Source organism: Christiangramia forsetii KT0803, assembly GCF_000060345.1.
Lineage (GTDB): Bacteria > Bacteroidota > Bacteroidia > Flavobacteriales > Flavobacteriaceae > Christiangramia > Christiangramia forsetii.
This window is the reverse complement of the sequence record NC_008571.1, coordinates 2,936,520-2,952,596: the sequence shown is the minus strand read 5'-3', so window position 1 is coordinate 2,952,596 and position 16,077 is coordinate 2,936,520. Positions and strand designations below refer to the sequence as shown.

Here is a 16,077-nt window from a genome sequence, read left to right as displayed (position 1 = left end):
AAAATAATAAAGTTTATCCTCTTTTTATTGTTGATTTTGAGAAGGAAGAGGGCAATGTGGTTTGTGAGTATTTACTTTGTTTAAATTTTACAAGTCTTTTAAAATAGAAAAGTCTCCAGACTTTTAGTAAGTTGGAGACTTTTTGGGTAATTCAAAAATATAATTTTATAGTTAATTCTGGTCTGATGGACTTAAATTTGGATTGGCGTTAATTTCTGCCTGAGGAATTTTAAAAATCCAATCATCATTTGTGGATGGTTTGTCCATTTGAAAAGCATCCTGATAAAGAACTTCAGATGCTCCAGAACCTCCATTGGCACCATGGTCTATACCTTCATCCCATCTAATGTGGTTGGTATACCCAAAGCCTTCTCCCCACATTTCCAGTCGCCATTGAAACTTTATATGTTCGAAGAAACTTTCTTCAGTATTGAATTCATCAGCACTCCATTCCTCGTCCCTTGCTTCAGCTAAAGGCTTCAAAGCTTCTTTAGCGCCAGCAAGATCTCCCATCATTAATTTTGCTTCTGCTTCGATCAAATACATTTCTGAAGCTCTCATATATATAACATCATCTGGATCTATACTTCCAGGATTTGCATTTTTCAATTTAAAATGCATATATGGATGAGTATTATGCCCGGATGTTAAGCCATATGTGCTTTTAATTTCAGCTACCGCAGCATCAAATTCCTCCTCTGTTTCGTACAATGGGTTTGTATTATTTTCCCATCCTCCATTACCATTCGCGGCAGAAGTATTTGAATTTGGTGCGTCCGGTAAAAAGACATCTTTTCTGTAGTCTGATTCTGGAATAGCATCCACCATCCTGCGATCTGCTATTTTCGGATTGTTTCTAACCTGGCTACCATTAAATGTGTTGCTGGCTAAGTAGAAATAAGATCTAAAGAAGGTTGTTTCGGCAGCAATCACATTGCTCCCCCAGATTACTTCTGAAAGTTCATTAGAATTAAAACCTGATTTCCATTCATCTTCACCTAATAATGCGTAGCCTTCTCTTGCTTTCGCAGCGGCTTCTGCTGCTGTAGCCCAGTCTCCTTTGGAAAGTGCCCAACGTGCTTTTAAACCTTGAGCTACATCAACACTTAACTGTGCTTTTGCTGCAGCACCTCCAACCCCTGGAGGCTCGCTACCTTCAAACGAGCTGATCGCTGCATCTAAATCTGACCCAATCTGAGTATAAACTTCCTGTACAGTAGATCTTGGTTGACTTGTAAATGGTGTTTCAGATGAGAATAATATTGGAACCCCAGGGTCAGAAGCCGGGTCACCGATTAAATAACCTCTTCCATAATGCTGCACTAAAGATAAATATGCATATGCTCTATAAGTGTACGCCTGGCCCAGGATATGTTTAAGTCTCGCTGTTTCAGTTAATGTTCCACTTTCTATTTCATTAATTAACAAATTTGCATGTAGAATAATATTGTAGCGGTGATACCAAAATATTTCTGTTGTTAAGGAAGTGGGCTGTGTGTGCTCATTCCATTGCATGGCAGAACGCCAGGATAAATTGTTCGCATTTGCAGAATGAATGAGGTCACCCGCTAAATTATCACCCAGCGGTACCCAATAGTGGTTATTAGCTCTGCCAGTATCACCGCCTGGAAAAACAGTCTGGGACTGGGAGTATAGACCACGGTGTATCCCGTCTAATATGAGCTGCATATTATCTTCATTTGCCAAGGCATCTGTTGCCGAAATGGCATCTGTGGGTCTTCTTTCTAGAAATTCCTCCTCGCAAGAGGTTATTGACATCGAAAGAAATATCAATAAGAGATATTTTATTTTATATGACATAGTGTAATTTTTTTATTATTAGAAAGATAGGTTTAAGCCTAATGAAATTATTCTTGCTGGAGAGAAATCATCTCCTGGCGCTGTTCCTGCCAAATTGTATTGCGGATCTAATCCTTTTCTTTCGCTGTTTAGGTATAAGTTTTCACCTGTAATTGAAATCCTGAGGTCATCCAACCCAAGAGCATCTGTTGTGTTATTATCAAAATTGTATCCTAAATTAACATTCTTCAAAGACCAAAAGGAAGCATCGGTTATAAATCTATCTGATTGCGTACGAACTAAATTAGGATTACCATTTTCAAGTCTTGGTACATCTGTAATGTCACCGGGTTGTCTCCACGCATTTAGAATATCAGGATGAAGAGAACTACCGTAAGATCCGCTGTGCATTAAATCAGCATAAGCATTATCAAGAACACTACCACCAATACCATAGGTAATCAGAAAATCTAAATTAAATCCTTTATATCTAAAGCTATTAGCCACAGAGCCAAGTAGATCTGGAATTGAGGAATCACCGGTATAAGCTCTTTCTGTCTCCTGCCAGTCATTTGTAGTCTGGATGCTACCGTCTGCATTTCTAACAGGTACGCTTTCTCCGTCTTCATCCTGCTCGTATAAAAAGAATAATTGGTCACCATTCTCCGGGTCTACTCCCGCAGTTCTTAACAAAAAGAAATCGAATCTAGAACGTCCTGCTGCCCATCTCTTAGATCCGGTAATAAATGGATCTGGTAAAGAGGTAATTTCATTTTTGAATGTAGAAGCTTGTAAGGTCAAGTCCCAGAAAAAATCATTCTGGTTCATTAAATGACCGGTAACTGCAAATTCCCAACCCGAATTGTACATATCTCCAAGATTAACTGGAAACTCATTTAGACCATTACTTAGGGCAATCGGTAAATTGTAAAGCAGATCACTAGAATTTTTCTTATAGTATTCAATTGAACCATCTAAGAAGTTGTTGAATAATCCAAACTCAAGCGCAACATCAAAGCTTTCAATTGTTTCCCATTGTAAGTTTGTATTTCCAATATCTGTAAAAAGTATTGCGGGTCTTGCGGCATTTGAAGTAATGGAAAATCTCGCCTGTGATAAATAGCTGTCTAAAAGATCATCATTACCCACTTCTCCGTAAGAAGCTCTCAGCTTTAATTTATCTATGAAAGAAACATCATCCATAAAGTTTTCCTGGTCTATTCTCCAGGATCCACCTACAGAATAAAAAGTTCCCCACCTTTTATCGGCATTGAAGACAGACGATCCATCACGTCTTATTGAACCACTTATATAGTATTTATCATCAAAATTATAATTGGCTCTAAAAAAGTAACCTTCAATAGCCTTATCGAATGTAGCACCGTCTAAGTCAACGATGTTTGAGAAGTTTGCAAATTCATAGATTCCATTGGCTGCCTGTACGGTAGCTAAAGCTGAAAGATTTGAAATAGATCTTTCAAAACTTTCGTGCCCAGCAGTAAAGTCAAGATTGTGCTTACCAAATCTTTTTGAGTAGGTAAGAAGTTGATTGAAATTCTCTACCTCTCTTCGAGCGCGATCTTCACTAAGTCTTCCGTCTGGTTGAGCATCTCCGATGATAGCATTTTCGTATTCTCTTTCAAAAAGTTCATTGATATCTCTACCGTAATTCAATCTAAAGTTTAGACCGTCAAATACCTCCAGCTCTCCAAAAAATCTAAAGCCATATGTATTATCTCTATCGCTTTCGTTATTTAATAGTAGTTCCTGAAGTGCATGGCGTCCCTGATTCACTGGGCGTGATCCAATATTAAATTCTGAGAATCCTTCACCGTTATCAAATACAGGAGCACCAAAATTATCTGTTACAATATTTCCCTGTAGGTCGTTAACGTACACTGGATAAATAGAACCAATACCCTGTGCGAAACTAAAGGGATTTACAATGCTTCCTGTCCCTGCAGAACTTGGTCCAACAGCTTCGGAAATGGTAATATTTGCGCTACCTCCAATTGTGATTCGGTCGTTCACGTCAAATTCCCCATTTAATCTTGCGGTCAAACGATCAAAACCAGATGTAACTACATAACTCTCTTCATCTAAATAAGATGCCGAGAAAAATACGGTATGATCTTCACCACCGGCAGAAACATTCATATTATAATTTGTTCTCAATCCAGTTTGCTGAAGTTGATTAAACCAATCTAAACTTTGATAGATAACCTCGGCATTTGGATTTAATTGACCGTTAACGCCTACAATTTGATCATTAGGAACGTTAAATGGGTTGTAACCTAACTGGTTGTAGATATTGGCACTAGCAAATTCAGGATCACCATCACCCGCACTTGAATTTTTAAGAGCCTCCCACATTACCTCGTAATATTCTCCCGGTGAAACCTGGTCATATCGTGGTATACCGTTAGATACTAAGCCGGATTGAGCTGAAACACTCATTTTAATTTCCCCCTTAGTTCCTGATTTCGTTGTAATTATTACAACTCCGTTAGCAGCTCTTGAACCGTATAAAGAAGTAGATGCTGCATCCTTAAGGATTGTGAAAGATGCAATGTCTTCCTGGTTGATAGAACTTAAACTTCCTTCAAATTGCATGCCGTCCACTATGTATAAAGGGTCGGTATCGCCATTAAGGGTACCAACACCTCTTATTACAATTCCTGGGGAATCACCTGGTCCGGCTGGAGACGTGAATTGAACTCCGGTTGCTTTACCTTCTATGGCTGCGATAGGTGATGTAACGTTTCGCGATGCAAGCTCCTGGGAACCTATAACACTGGCGGAACCTGTAAAAGCTTCTAGGCTAGAAGTTCCGTATGCTACAACCACAACTTCATCTAAAGATGCTGCGTCGGTAGCCATAGTTACATCTACAATGTTTACAGACCCAATAGTATATTCCTGGGACTCCATTCCTAAAAATGAAAATACAAGAATATCTCCTTCTGCTGCCTCAATGGAATAATTTCCATCAAAATCCGTTTGTGTACCTGTCGAAGTTCCCTTTTTGAGGACATTTACACCTGGCAGGGGGAGACCGTCTTCTCCTGATACCGTACCGGTAATGGTTGTTTCCTGTGCAAAACTTATTTGCACTACTAACGCCAGTATAAGCGTTAGAATACTACGTAATTTTACTTTCATTTTAACTTAATTTGAATTAGCCTTTTCAAAAATGCTAATTAAAAGTTAATAATACAAGGTAATTTTATATAAACTTAACATTTATGTTAAAACGATGATGTTTTTTTATTTAGCGCTTACTCCTTAAATCAACATGCAAAGACTGCTTAACTCTTATGTAATTTCTGGTCTTTATATAAAATTCTATTTTAAGCAATTCTAAATTAAATAATTGCGATAATATTTGAATTATACTTTTTTATTTCTACCTTTGCAGACCCTAAAAAACAGGGGAGTAAATTTTATTAATAATTAGTGTATAGGAAATTATGCCAACAATTTCACAATTAGTACGAAAAGGAAGAGCCAAAATAACCAAGAAGAGTAAATCGGCTGCTTTGGATTCGTGCCCTCAAAGGAGAGGTGTTTGTACACGTGTGTACACAACAACTCCTAAGAAACCAAACTCGGCTATGAGAAAAGTGGCCAGGGTAAGGTTGACTAACGGAAAAGAGGTGAATGCCTACATTCCGGGTGAAGGACACAATCTACAGGAGCACTCGATAGTATTGGTTAGAGGTGGAAGGGTAAAAGATTTGCCTGGTGTTAGATACCACATTGTACGTGGTGCGCTAGATACTGCCGGTGTTGAAGGTAGAACTCAGCGTAGGTCTAAATACGGAGCAAAACGCCCTAAGAAGTAATTAAAAACTTTTAATGTAAAGAAATGAGAAAAAGACAGGCGAAAAAACGACCTCTTTTACCAGATCCAAAATTTAACGATCAGCTTGTTACACGTTTTGTGAACATGATGATGTGGGATGGTAAGAAATCTGTTGCCTTTAAAATTTTCTATGACGCTATCGCGATCGTGGATGAAAAGAAACAAGACGAAGAGAAAACTGGATTAGAGATCTGGAAAGATGCTCTTTCTAACGTAATGCCTCACGTTGAAGTGAGAAGCAGACGTGTTGGAGGTGCAACTTTTCAAATTCCAATGCAGATAAGACCAGATCGTAAAGTATCTACTGCTATGAAGTGGTTAATTAGCTTTTCGCGTAAGAGAAACGAGAAATCAATGGCTGGTAAATTAGCTGCTGAAGTTCTTGCTGCCGCAAAAGAAGAAGGAGCTGCTGTTAAGAAAAGAGTTGATACTCATAAGATGGCTGAAGCTAACAAAGCATTCTCTCACTTTAGATTCTAAAACAACATGGCACAAAGAGATTTAAAATTTACTAGAAATATCGGAATTGCGGCTCATATTGATGCGGGTAAAACCACAACAACAGAGCGTATCCTTTATTATACAGGTATAAGTCACAAAATAGGTGAAGTTCATGATGGTGCTGCTACTATGGACTGGATGGAGCAGGAGCAGGAGCGTGGTATCACGATTACTTCTGCGGCTACACACTGTAAGTGGATGTACCGTGATCAAGAATTTACAGTTAATATTATAGATACACCCGGTCACGTTGATTTTACCGTAGAGGTAGAGCGTTCTTTACGTGTACTTGATGGTGTTGTTGCGTTGTTTTCTGCAGTAGATGGGGTGGAGCCTCAGTCTGAAACTGTATGGAGACAGGCAGATAAATATAGAGTTCCACGTCTAGGTTTCGTTAATAAAATGGACCGTCAGGGAGCAGATTTTTTCAACGTTTGTCGTCAGGTAAGAGAAATGCTAGGTGGTAACCCGGTACCTCTTCAGGTTCCAATCGGTGATGAAATTGACTTTAAAGGTGTGGTTGATCTTATTTCTAAGAAAGCTATTATATGGAATGATGAAGATCATGGGATGACCTATGATACTATCGAAATTCCTGAAGAGCTTTTAGACGATGTAAATAAATACCGTGCAGAATTAGTAGAAGCGGTTGCTGAATATGATGAAGCGCTGATGGAAAAATTCTTCGAGGACGAAAGTTCTATTACTGAAGATGAAATTATCGCTGCATTAAGAGCTGCTACTATAGATATGAGCATCATTCCAATGATGTGTGGTTCTGCATTTAAAAATAAAGGTGTTCAGGCAATGCTTGACGCTGTGATGCGTTACCTTCCTTCTCCGGCAGATGTGGAGGCGATTGAAGGTACTAACCCAGATACGGGCGAAGAAGAAAGTCGTAAGCCTCATGTTGATTCTCCATTTGCTGCGCTTGCATTTAAAATTGCTACCGATCCTTTCGTAGGTCGTTTGGCATTTTTCCGTGCGTATTCAGGTACGCTGGATGCTGGTTCTTACGTGTTGAACGTTCGTTCTGGTAAGAAAGAGCGTATTTCAAGAATTTACCAGATGCACTCTAATAAACAAGAGCCTATAGATAGTATCGAGGCTGGAGATATTGGAGCTGCAGTAGGATTTAAGGATATTAAAACGGGAGATACGCTTACAGATATGAAGCACCCAATTGTTCTTGAATCTATGTCTTTCCCTGCGCCGGTAATCGGTATCGCTGTGGAGCCTAAAACTAAGGCTGATGTGGAGAAAATGGGAATGGCTCTTGGTAAGTTAGCTGAAGAGGATCCAACTTTTACAGTTAAAACTGACGAAAATTCTGGTCAAACAATTATCTCTGGTATGGGTGAACTTCACCTGGAGATTATTATTGATCGTATGAAGCGTGAGTTTAAAGTTGAAGTTAATGTTGGTGAGCCTCAGGTAGAGTACAAAGAAACTATTACAAAAAGCGCAGATCACAGAGAAGTTTATAAGAAACAGTCTGGTGGTCGTGGTAAGTTTGCTGATATTGTTTTCGAAATGGGACCAATTGATGAAGATTTCGAAGGTACTGGTCTTCAATTCGTAGACGTAATTAAAGGTGGTCGTATTCCTAAAGAATTTGTTCCTTCTGTAGAGAAAGGATTCAAAGAAGCTATGAAGAATGGTCCTCTTGCAGGATTTACAATGGATTCTTTGAAAGTAACACTTAAGGATGGTTCTTTCCACCCTGTGGATTCAGATCAACTTTCTTTTGAATTGGCTGCTAAAATGGGGTATAAGGATGCTGCTAAAAAAGCAGGAGCTGTAATCCTTGAGCCAATCATGAAAGTAGAAGTGGTAACTCCGGAAGAAAATATGGGTGATATTGTTGGTGACCTTAACAGAAGAAGAGGTCAGGTAAACAATATGTCAGACAGATCTGGAGCGAAAGTAATCAAAGCTGAAGTACCACTTTCTGAAATGTTCGGATATGTAACTACATTAAGAACACTTTCATCGGGTAGAGCAACTTCAACTATGGAATTCTCTCACTATGCTGAAACTCCTTCTAATATTTCTGAAGAAGTAATCAAAGCAGCTAAAGGAGCAGCAAACGAATAATCTTAAGGAAATGAGTCAAAAAATCAGAATAAAACTAAAATCTTACGATCATAACCTGGTAGACAAGTCTGCTGAGAAAATCGTAAAAACCGTAAAGACTACGGGAGCTGTTGTTACCGGACCAATTCCGTTACCAACAAACAAAAAAATCTTTACTGTTCTTCGTTCACCTCACGTGAACAAGAAATCCAGAGAGCAGTTCGAGTTAAGCTCTTACAAGAGATTGCTTGATATTTATAGCTCTTCTTCAAAAACGATTGATGCGTTGATGAAGCTTGAATTGCCAAGTGGTGTAGAGGTAGAGATTAAGGTGTGATAATTCTTGGCTTTTGTGAGCTGAGGCGAAACAAAAGTTTTGAAGTATCCATCCCGACAAGGGAGGGATCTCTCGAAAGTTTTTAACTTTCAAAAAACATGTCCTAAGCGTTTCGCGAAGGAAAAACGGTGAAAAATACAATTCAGGGCTGAATGTGTTTTTCAGCCCTTAGTTTTTTAAATAAGTAAACAATTAATAATTAATTAAATATGTCTGGGTTAATAGGAAAAAAGATCGGCATGACCAGTATCTTCGACGAGAATGGGAAGAATATCCCATGTACCGTGATACAAGCTGGACCATGCGTGGTTACCCAAGTCAGAACCAAAGAGGTTGACGGGTATGAAGCACTTCAACTTGGTTTCGATGACAAAAAGACTGTTGGTAAAGCTGCCGAAGGGCACGCTAAAAAAGCAGGAACCGTTGCAAAACGTAAAGTCGTTGAATTCCAGGGTTATAATGAAGATTACAAATTAGGTGACTCTGTTACCGTGGAACATTTCAAAGAAGGTGAATTTGTGGATATCGCAGGTACATCTAAAGGTAAAGGTTTCCAGGGTGTTGTTAAGAGACACGGATTTGGAGGAGTTGGGCAGGCCACTCACGGTCAGCACAACAGATTAAGAGCACCAGGTTCTATTGGAGCAGCGTCTTATCCTGCGAGAGTTTTCAAGGGAATGAAGATGGCCGGTAGAATGGGTGGAGAAAGAGTTAAAATTGAAAACCTGAGAGTTTTAAAGGTTGTTGCAGACAAGAATCTTTTAGTTATAAAAGGATGTGTGCCTGGATCTAAAAACTCATACGTAATCATTAGTAAGTAATGGAAATAGCAGTTTTAGATATAAAAGGAAAAGAAACGGGCAGAAAAGCAAAGCTTTCTGATTCTGTTTTCGCTATAGAGCCTAATGACCACGCTGTTTATCTTGATGTTAAACAATACCTGGCTAACCAGCGTCAGGGAACTCATAAAGCTAAAGAAAGAGCAGAGATCAAGGGTTCTACTCGTAAGATCAAAAAACAAAAAGGTACTGGTACTGCAAGAGCAGGTAGTATCAAGTCTCCTATCTTTAAAGGTGGTGGACGTGTTTTTGGACCAAGACCAAGAAATTACGGTTTTAAATTGAATAAAAACCTTAAGCGTCTTGCTAGAAAATCTGCGCTTTCTATTAAAGCAAATGATAAGGCAATTATGGTAATAGAAGATTTTTCATTCGATACTCCTAAGACTAAAAACTTCACGGAAGTTCTTAAGGCTCTGGGTATTGAAAGTAAAAAATCTCTAATAGTGTTGGGCGATTCAAATAAAAATGTATATTTGTCGTCGCGCAATTTAAAGACCTCTGAAGTGATAAGTAGTTCAGAATTAAGTACTTACAAAATACTTAATGCGAAAAGCATCGTCTTTTTAGAAGGTTCTTTAGAAGGAATTGAGTCGAAATTAAGTTAATAAACCGTTATGAGCATCTTAATAAAACCTGTTATTACAGAAAAAGCTACCGCAGATAGCGAGATGAATAATCGCTTTACTTTTGTGGTAAGTAACAAGGCAAATAAGATTCAGATCAAAGATTCGATCGAATCTGCTTATGGCGTGTCTGTTACTAAAGTTCGAACTATGAATGTCCGTCCGGATCGTAATACCAAATTCACAAAATCTGGTATGATCACTGGTAAAACTAAGGCTTATAAAAAAGCAGTAGTACAGGTGGCGGAAGGTGAAACTATTGATTTATATAGTAATCTTTAAGATTAAAGAATGTCAGTTAGAAAATTAAAACCAATTACACCTGGTCAGCGTTTTAGAGTAGTTAATGGGTATGACGCCATTACTACTGATAAGCCGGAGAAAAGCCTATTGGCGCCGATAAAAAAATCAGGTGGTAGAAACAGTCAAGGTAAGATGACCATGCGCTATAAGGGTGGTGGTCATAAGAAACGTTACCGAGTTATCGATTTTAAACGTGACAAGCAGGGAATTCCTGCAACTGTCGCTAGTATAGAATACGATCCAAACAGAACGGCTTTTATCGCATTATTGAATTATCAAGATGGTGAGAAAAGGTATATTATTGCTCAAAACGGGCTTCAGGTAGATCAAAATGTAGTTTCTAGTAATGAAGCTGCAACTCCTGAAATTGGAAATGCGATGCCTTTGGCTAACATTCCGCTTGGTACTGTGATCTCTTGTATAGAGCTAAGACCTGGACAAGGTGCTGTAATGGCGCGTAGTGCTGGTGCTTTTGCTCAATTATTGGCAAGAGAAGGAAAGTATGCTACTATCAAATTGCCTTCAGGTGAGATTCGTAGAGTTCTTGCTTTATGTATGGCGACTATAGGAGCTGTTTCTAACAGTGATCATCAGCTTATGATCGGTGGTAAAGCCGGTAGAAGCAGATGGTTGGGTATCCGTCCAAGAACAAGACCAGTAGCTATGAACCCTGTAGATCACCCAATGGGTGGTGGTGAAGGTAGAGCTTCTGGAGGTCACCCACGTTCAAGAAAAGGTCTTCCTGCTAAAGGATTTAAGACCCGTTCAAGAACGAAAGCGAGTAATAAATATATTGTAGAACGTAGAAAGACTAGAAAGAAAAAATAAGATATGGCACGTTCATTAAAAAAAGGACCTTTCGTTCATTACAAACTGGAACAAAAAGTGGCTCAGAATGTTGAGTCAGGAAAGAAAGCCGTGATCAAAACCTGGTCTAGAGCTTCTATGATTACTCCAGACTTTGTAGGGCAAACTATTGCAGTACACAACGGGAAACAATTTGTTCCTGTTTATGTAACTGAAAACATGGTAGGTCATAAACTAGGAGAATTTTCACCAACGCGTTCTTTCAGAGGACATGCAGGTGCAAAAAATAAAGGTAGAAAATAGAAGCTATGGGAGTTCGTAAAAGAGAAAGAGCAGAGCAAATAAAAGAAGCCAAGAAACAGGTAGCTTTTGCAAAGTTAAATAACTGCCCTACTTCACCTAGAAAAATGCGTCTTATGGCGGATTTAGTAAGAGGTGAAAAAGTAGAAAAAGCGCTTCATATTTTAAAATTCAGCAAGAAAGAAGCTTCAAATCGCTTAGAGAAACTATTGGTTTCAGCAATTGCCAACTGGCAAGCTAAGAATGAGGATGCAAATCTTGAAGAAGCTGAATTATTTGTGAAAGAGATTCGTGTAGACGGAGGAAGTATGTTAAAAAGACTTCGTCCAGCTCCACAGGGTCGTGCACACCGAATTAGAAAGAGATCCAACCACGTTACATTGGTGCTTGGAGCAAACAATAATACACAAAGCTAAGAGATAGTATGGGACAAAAAACAAATCCAATCGGGAATCGCCTTGGTATCATTAGAGGTTGGGAATCCAACTGGTACGGAGGTAATGATTACGGCGATAAGTTAGCCGAAGACGATAAGATTAGAAAGTATATCCATGCTCGTCTTTCTAAAGCGAGTGTATCGCGTGTAATCATCGAGCGCACGCTTAAGCTTGTAACCGTTACTATCACTACTGCTAGACCTGGTATTATTATCGGGAAAGGTGGTCAGGAGGTAGACAAGCTTAAGGAAGAGCTAAAAAAGATTACCGACAAGGAAGTTCAAATAAACATCTTTGAGATTAAGAGGCCAGAACTTGATGCTCACCTTGTGGGTGCGAGTGTTGCCAGACAAATTGAGAATCGTATCTCTTACCGTCGTGCAATTAAAATGGCTATCGCGGCTGCAATGAGAATGAATGCTGAAGGAATCAAAATAGAGATTTCCGGACGTTTAAATGGTGCTGAAATGGCACGTTCAGAATCATACAAAGATGGAAGAATTCCATTGTCTACTTTTAGGGCTGATATTGACTATGCTTTAGTTGAAGCACACACTACTTATGGTAGATTGGGTGTTAAAGTATGGATCATGAAAGGTGAGGTATACGGAAAAAGAGAGCTTTCGCCTCTTGTTGGCCTTGCGAAAAATCAAGGTAAGAAGTCCGGAGCCGGACGAGGTGGTAACAAATCACGTCGTAGAAAGTAATTTTTTAAAGTAAAGAAAAAATGTTACAACCTAAAAGAACAAAATACCGTAAGCAACAGAAAGGCCGTATGAAAGGTTTGTCTCAAAGAGGGCACAGACTTTCTAACGGTACCTTCGGAATCAAATCTATGGATTCCAGTTTTGTTACTGCACGTCAAATAGAAGCAGCGCGTATCGCCGCTACCCGTTATATGAAAAGAGAAGGATCTATCTGGATCAAAATTTTCCCGGATAAGCCTATCACAAAGAAACCTCTTGAAGTACGTATGGGTAAAGGTAAAGGTGCGGTTGAATATTGGGCAGCTGTGGTAAAACCAGGAAGAATCATGTTCGAAATTGGTGGTGTACCAATGGACGTGGCTAAAGAGGCATTACGTCTTGCAGCGCAAAAACTTCCTGTGAGAACTAAATTTGTAGTAGCTAGAGATTATCAAGAATAATATTGGAATTATGAAACAATCAGAAGTAAAAGAATTGTCTGTTGCAGAATTGCAAGAAGAGCTTGGTAAGTCTAGAAAAGCTTATTCAGATTTGAAAATGGCTCACGCTGTTTCGCCTTTGGAAAATCCAATACAGTTAAGAACTGTAAGAAGAGATGTGGCGAGATTAGCTACAGAGTTAACTAAAAGAGAACAACAATAATTGTTATTCTGCTGAAAGATGGAAAAAAGAAACTTAAGAAAAGAGCGTGTAGGAGTTGTTACAAGTAACAAAATGCAGAAATCCATAGTGGTTTCTGAAGTGAAAAAAGTAAAACATCCTATGTATGGAAAATTCGTTTTAAAAACGAAAAAATACGTAGCCCACGACGAAAATAACGACTGCAACGAAGGTGATACTGTAAAGATCATGGAAACACGACCTTTAAGTAAATCCAAGACTTGGAGACTAGTAGAAATAATTGAAAGAGCTAAATAACCATGGTACAACAAGAGTCCAGACTAAAAGTAGCAGATAATACCGGGGCTAAAGAAGTTTTAGCAATCCGTGTATTAGGAGGTACAAAGAAAAGATACGCATCTGTTGGAGACAAGATAGTTGTCAGTGTAAAAGAAGCTACCCCTAACGGAAGTATCAAGAAGGGTGCAGTTTCAACAGCAGTTGTTGTTCGTACCAGGAAAGAAGTTCGCAGACCAGACGGATCTTATATTCGTTTTGATGATAATGCATGTGTATTGTTAGGTCCTCAGGGAGAAATGCGCGGAACCCGTGTTTTTGGTCCTGTAGCTCGTGAGCTTCGTGATAAGCAATTCATGAAAATTGTATCATTGGCACCAGAAGTGCTTTAATACATTAAAAAGATGACAAAGCTTAAGATAAAATCAGGAGATACCGTTCGTGTAATTGCTGGAGACCATAAAGGTCAGGAAGGTAAAGTGCAGAAGGTACTTATTGAAAAGAACAAAGCCATTGTGGAAGGGGTTAATATGATCTCTAAACATGAGAAGCCAAGTGCTTCTAATCCACAAGGTGGTATTAAGGAGAAAGAAGCTCCTATCCATATTTCTAATCTTTCACTAATCGATAAGAATGGTGATACAACCAGAGTTGGTTATAAAGAAGAAGATGGAAAGAAAGTGAGATTTTCTAAAAAATCTAATGAAGTAATATAGTTATGGCATACGTACCAAGACTTAGACAGGAATATAACGAGAGAGTGAAAAGTGCTCTTAAGGAAGAATTCAGCTACTCCAATATAATGGAGGTGCCAAAACTTACGAAAATAGTAATTAGCCGTGGAGTTGGTGGAGCAGTGGCAGATAAGAAACTTATCGACCATGCTATCGACGAACTTTCAGCTATTAGCGGTCAAAAGGCCGTTTCTACTATTTCGAAAAAGGATGTTGCATCGTTTAAGCTGCGTAAGGGAATGCCAATTGGAGCAAAAGTTACTTTACGCGGATATAGAATGTATGAATTCTTAGATAGATTAATCACTAGTGCGTTACCACGTGTACGTGATTTTAACGGAATCAAATCTAATGGATTTGATGGTAGAGGTAACTATAACCTTGGGGTGACAGAGCAAATCATCTTCCCTGAGATAGATATTGATGCAGTGAATAGAATCGCTGGTATGGATATCACATTTGTTACCACTGCTGATACCGATAAGGAAGCAAAAGCATTGTTAACAGAACTAGGATTACCTTTTAAAAAGAACTAATTATGGCTAAAGAATCAATGAAAGCCCGTGAGGTGAAAAGACAGAAATTGGTGAAGAAGTATGCTGAAAAAAGAGCCGCTTTAAAAGAAGCTGGTGATTACGAAGGCCTACAGAAACTACCAAAGAATTCTTCTCCGGTTCGTTTGCATAACAGATGTAAATTAACAGGTAGACCTAAAGGGTATATGAGACAATTTGGTCTTTCTCGTGTAATGTTCAGAGAAATGGCTAATCAAGGTCTTATCCCAGGAGTTAAGAAAGCAAGCTGGTAAAATTATAAATTGAATGAAGGTTCTCCCGATAGCTATCGGGATTGAAAACCACATTCGCAAATAAAGATAAATGAATACAGATCCTATTGCAGATTACTTAACAAGAATCAGGAATGCAAATGCTGCGAACCACAGAGTAGTGGAAATTCCTGCTTCCAATGTTAAAAAAGAGATCACAAAGATATTATTCGATCAGGGATATATTCTTAGTTATAAATTCGAAGATACTACCGCTCAGGGAACTATCAAGATCGCTCTTAAGTACGATAAACTTACTAAAGAGCCGGTAATTAAGAAGATCCAGAGAATAAGTAAACCTGGTTTACGTAAATACGCTGGATCAACTGAAATTCCAAGAATCCTTAATGGTCTTGGTATTGCGGTTGTTTCTACTTCTCACGGAGTAATGACTGGAAAACAAGCGAAAGCGAATAAAGTTGGTGGCGAGGTATTGTGCTACGTATACTAATACTTAAAAGACTAAAGAAATGTCAAGAATAGGTAAAAGCCCAGTTACAATTCCAGAAGGTGTGACAGTAGATCACAAAGATGGTGTTGTAACGGTAAAAGGAAAGTTAGGAGAGCTTAAGCAAGAGATAAGAGATATCGATGTTAAAATCGAAGATAATGTTATTACTTTTGAGCGTTCTTCAGAAAAAAGTGATCAGAAAGCTAAACATGGTTTGTACCGTGCTTTGGTAAACAATATGATTGAAGGGGTTACAAACGGTTACACTAAATCACTTGAATTGGTAGGTGTAGGTTACCGTGCTACGAACCAGGGGAACAAGTTAGATCTTGCTGTTGGTTATTCCCATAATATTGTGCTAGATTTGGCTCCCGAAGTTAAGGTGGAGACTATCTCAGAAAAAGGTAAGAACCCGATCGTAAAGGTAACTTCTCATGATAAACAACTTGTTGGACAGGTTGCAGCTAAAATCCGTTCATTCAGAGCACCAGAACCATATAAAGGTAAAGGTATCAAGTTTGTTGGAGAGCAATTGAGAAGAAAAGCAGGTAAATCAGCTTAATAAAGTTTA

At 38.7% G+C, this 16,077-nt stretch carries 22 protein-coding genes; 20 read left to right on the top strand and 2 right to left on the bottom strand.

Going from position 1 to position 16,077, the window contains the following annotated elements:
• Window positions 1–171: 171 nt before the first annotated feature.
• The gene (locus GFO_RS13415) at window positions 172–1,821 is read right to left on the bottom strand and encodes a RagB/SusD family nutrient uptake outer membrane protein (protein ID WP_011710700.1); all 1,650 of its coding nucleotides are present in this window, start codon (window positions 1,819–1,821) and stop codon (window positions 172–174) included.
• Between the two features lie 18 nt (window positions 1,822–1,839).
• Window positions 1,840–4,962, bottom strand: coding sequence for a SusC/RagA family TonB-linked outer membrane protein (locus GFO_RS13410; protein WP_011710699.1), 3,123 nt, complete (start codon window positions 4,960–4,962; stop codon window positions 1,840–1,842).
• Between the two features lie 308 nt (window positions 4,963–5,270).
• Here GFO_RS13410 and rpsL point away from each other — a divergent pair, with 308 nt between their 5' ends.
• The 20 genes from rpsL to rplF all read left to right on the top strand — a co-directional run bounded on the left by rpsL (window position 5,271) and on the right by rplF (window position 16,068).
• Window positions 5,271–5,645: a 30S ribosomal protein S12 gene (gene rpsL / locus GFO_RS13405; RefSeq protein ID WP_010230128.1), complete on the top strand. Its 375-nt coding sequence runs from the start codon at window positions 5,271–5,273 to the stop codon at window positions 5,643–5,645.
• A gap of 23 nt (window positions 5,646–5,668) precedes the next feature.
• Complete coding sequence (gene rpsG, locus GFO_RS13400; protein ID WP_011710698.1) at window positions 5,669–6,145, top strand: 30S ribosomal protein S7; 477 nt, start codon at window positions 5,669–5,671, stop codon at window positions 6,143–6,145.
• A 6-nt stretch (window positions 6,146–6,151) separates the two neighbouring features.
• Complete coding sequence (gene fusA / locus GFO_RS13395; RefSeq protein ID WP_011710697.1) at window positions 6,152–8,263, top strand: elongation factor G; 2,112 nt, start codon at window positions 6,152–6,154, stop codon at window positions 8,261–8,263.
• A gap of 10 nt (window positions 8,264–8,273) precedes the next feature.
• Window positions 8,274–8,579 (top strand): 30S ribosomal protein S10, encoded by a 306-nt coding sequence (gene rpsJ, locus GFO_RS13390; protein ID WP_010519396.1) that lies wholly within the window; start codon window positions 8,274–8,276, stop codon window positions 8,577–8,579.
• Window positions 8,580–8,788: 209 nt separating this feature from the next.
• Window positions 8,789–9,400, top strand: a complete 612-nt coding sequence (rplC, locus tag GFO_RS13385) for a 50S ribosomal protein L3 (protein WP_011710696.1) — start codon at window positions 8,789–8,791, stop codon at window positions 9,398–9,400.
• The gene (rplD, locus tag GFO_RS13380; RefSeq protein WP_011710695.1) at window positions 9,400–10,026 is read left to right on the top strand and encodes a 50S ribosomal protein L4; all 627 of its coding nucleotides are present in this window, start codon (window positions 9,400–9,402) and stop codon (window positions 10,024–10,026) included. Before rplC ends, rplD begins: the two co-directional genes overlap by 1 nt.
• A gap of 9 nt (window positions 10,027–10,035) precedes the next feature.
• Window positions 10,036–10,326 (top strand): 50S ribosomal protein L23, encoded by a 291-nt coding sequence (rplW, locus tag GFO_RS13375; protein WP_011710694.1) that lies wholly within the window; start codon window positions 10,036–10,038, stop codon window positions 10,324–10,326.
• A 9-nt stretch (window positions 10,327–10,335) separates the two neighbouring features.
• A complete protein-coding gene (gene rplB / locus GFO_RS13370) occupies window positions 10,336–11,175 on the top strand; it encodes a 50S ribosomal protein L2 (protein ID WP_011710693.1) in 840 nt (279 codons plus the stop codon).
• Window positions 11,176–11,178: 3 nt separating this feature from the next.
• Window positions 11,179–11,457, top strand: a complete 279-nt coding sequence (gene rpsS, locus GFO_RS13365; RefSeq protein WP_011710692.1) for a 30S ribosomal protein S19 — start codon at window positions 11,179–11,181, stop codon at window positions 11,455–11,457.
• A gap of 5 nt (window positions 11,458–11,462) precedes the next feature.
• Window positions 11,463–11,870 (top strand): 50S ribosomal protein L22, encoded by a 408-nt coding sequence (rplV, locus tag GFO_RS13360; protein WP_011710691.1) that lies wholly within the window; start codon window positions 11,463–11,465, stop codon window positions 11,868–11,870.
• A gap of 8 nt (window positions 11,871–11,878) precedes the next feature.
• Window positions 11,879–12,598, top strand: a complete 720-nt coding sequence (gene rpsC, locus GFO_RS13355) for a 30S ribosomal protein S3 (RefSeq protein ID WP_011710690.1) — start codon at window positions 11,879–11,881, stop codon at window positions 12,596–12,598.
• A gap of 20 nt (window positions 12,599–12,618) precedes the next feature.
• Window positions 12,619–13,038: a 50S ribosomal protein L16 gene (rplP, locus tag GFO_RS13350; protein ID WP_011710689.1), complete on the top strand. Its 420-nt coding sequence runs from the start codon at window positions 12,619–12,621 to the stop codon at window positions 13,036–13,038.
• 10 nt (window positions 13,039–13,048) lie between these two features.
• A complete protein-coding gene (gene rpmC / locus GFO_RS13345; protein WP_011710688.1) occupies window positions 13,049–13,240 on the top strand; it encodes a 50S ribosomal protein L29 in 192 nt (63 codons plus the stop codon).
• 18 nt (window positions 13,241–13,258) lie between these two features.
• Window positions 13,259–13,516 (top strand): 30S ribosomal protein S17, encoded by a 258-nt coding sequence (rpsQ, locus tag GFO_RS13340; RefSeq protein WP_011710687.1) that lies wholly within the window; start codon window positions 13,259–13,261, stop codon window positions 13,514–13,516.
• 2 nt (window positions 13,517–13,518) lie between these two features.
• A complete protein-coding gene (gene rplN / locus GFO_RS13335; RefSeq protein WP_011710686.1) occupies window positions 13,519–13,887 on the top strand; it encodes a 50S ribosomal protein L14 in 369 nt (122 codons plus the stop codon).
• 12 nt (window positions 13,888–13,899) lie between these two features.
• Complete coding sequence (gene rplX, locus GFO_RS13330; protein WP_011710685.1) at window positions 13,900–14,211, top strand: 50S ribosomal protein L24; 312 nt, start codon at window positions 13,900–13,902, stop codon at window positions 14,209–14,211.
• Between the two features lie 2 nt (window positions 14,212–14,213).
• Window positions 14,214–14,765 (top strand): 50S ribosomal protein L5, encoded by a 552-nt coding sequence (gene rplE, locus GFO_RS13325; RefSeq protein ID WP_011710684.1) that lies wholly within the window; start codon window positions 14,214–14,216, stop codon window positions 14,763–14,765.
• 2 nt (window positions 14,766–14,767) lie between these two features.
• Window positions 14,768–15,037: a 30S ribosomal protein S14 gene (gene rpsN / locus GFO_RS13320; RefSeq protein WP_011710683.1), complete on the top strand. Its 270-nt coding sequence runs from the start codon at window positions 14,768–14,770 to the stop codon at window positions 15,035–15,037.
• Between the two features lie 70 nt (window positions 15,038–15,107).
• Window positions 15,108–15,506 (top strand): 30S ribosomal protein S8, encoded by a 399-nt coding sequence (rpsH, locus tag GFO_RS13315; protein ID WP_011710682.1) that lies wholly within the window; start codon window positions 15,108–15,110, stop codon window positions 15,504–15,506.
• Window positions 15,507–15,525: 19 nt separating this feature from the next.
• Window positions 15,526–16,068: a 50S ribosomal protein L6 gene (gene rplF, locus GFO_RS13310; RefSeq protein WP_011710681.1), complete on the top strand. Its 543-nt coding sequence runs from the start codon at window positions 15,526–15,528 to the stop codon at window positions 16,066–16,068.
• The last annotated feature ends 9 nt before the right edge of the window (window positions 16,069–16,077 follow it).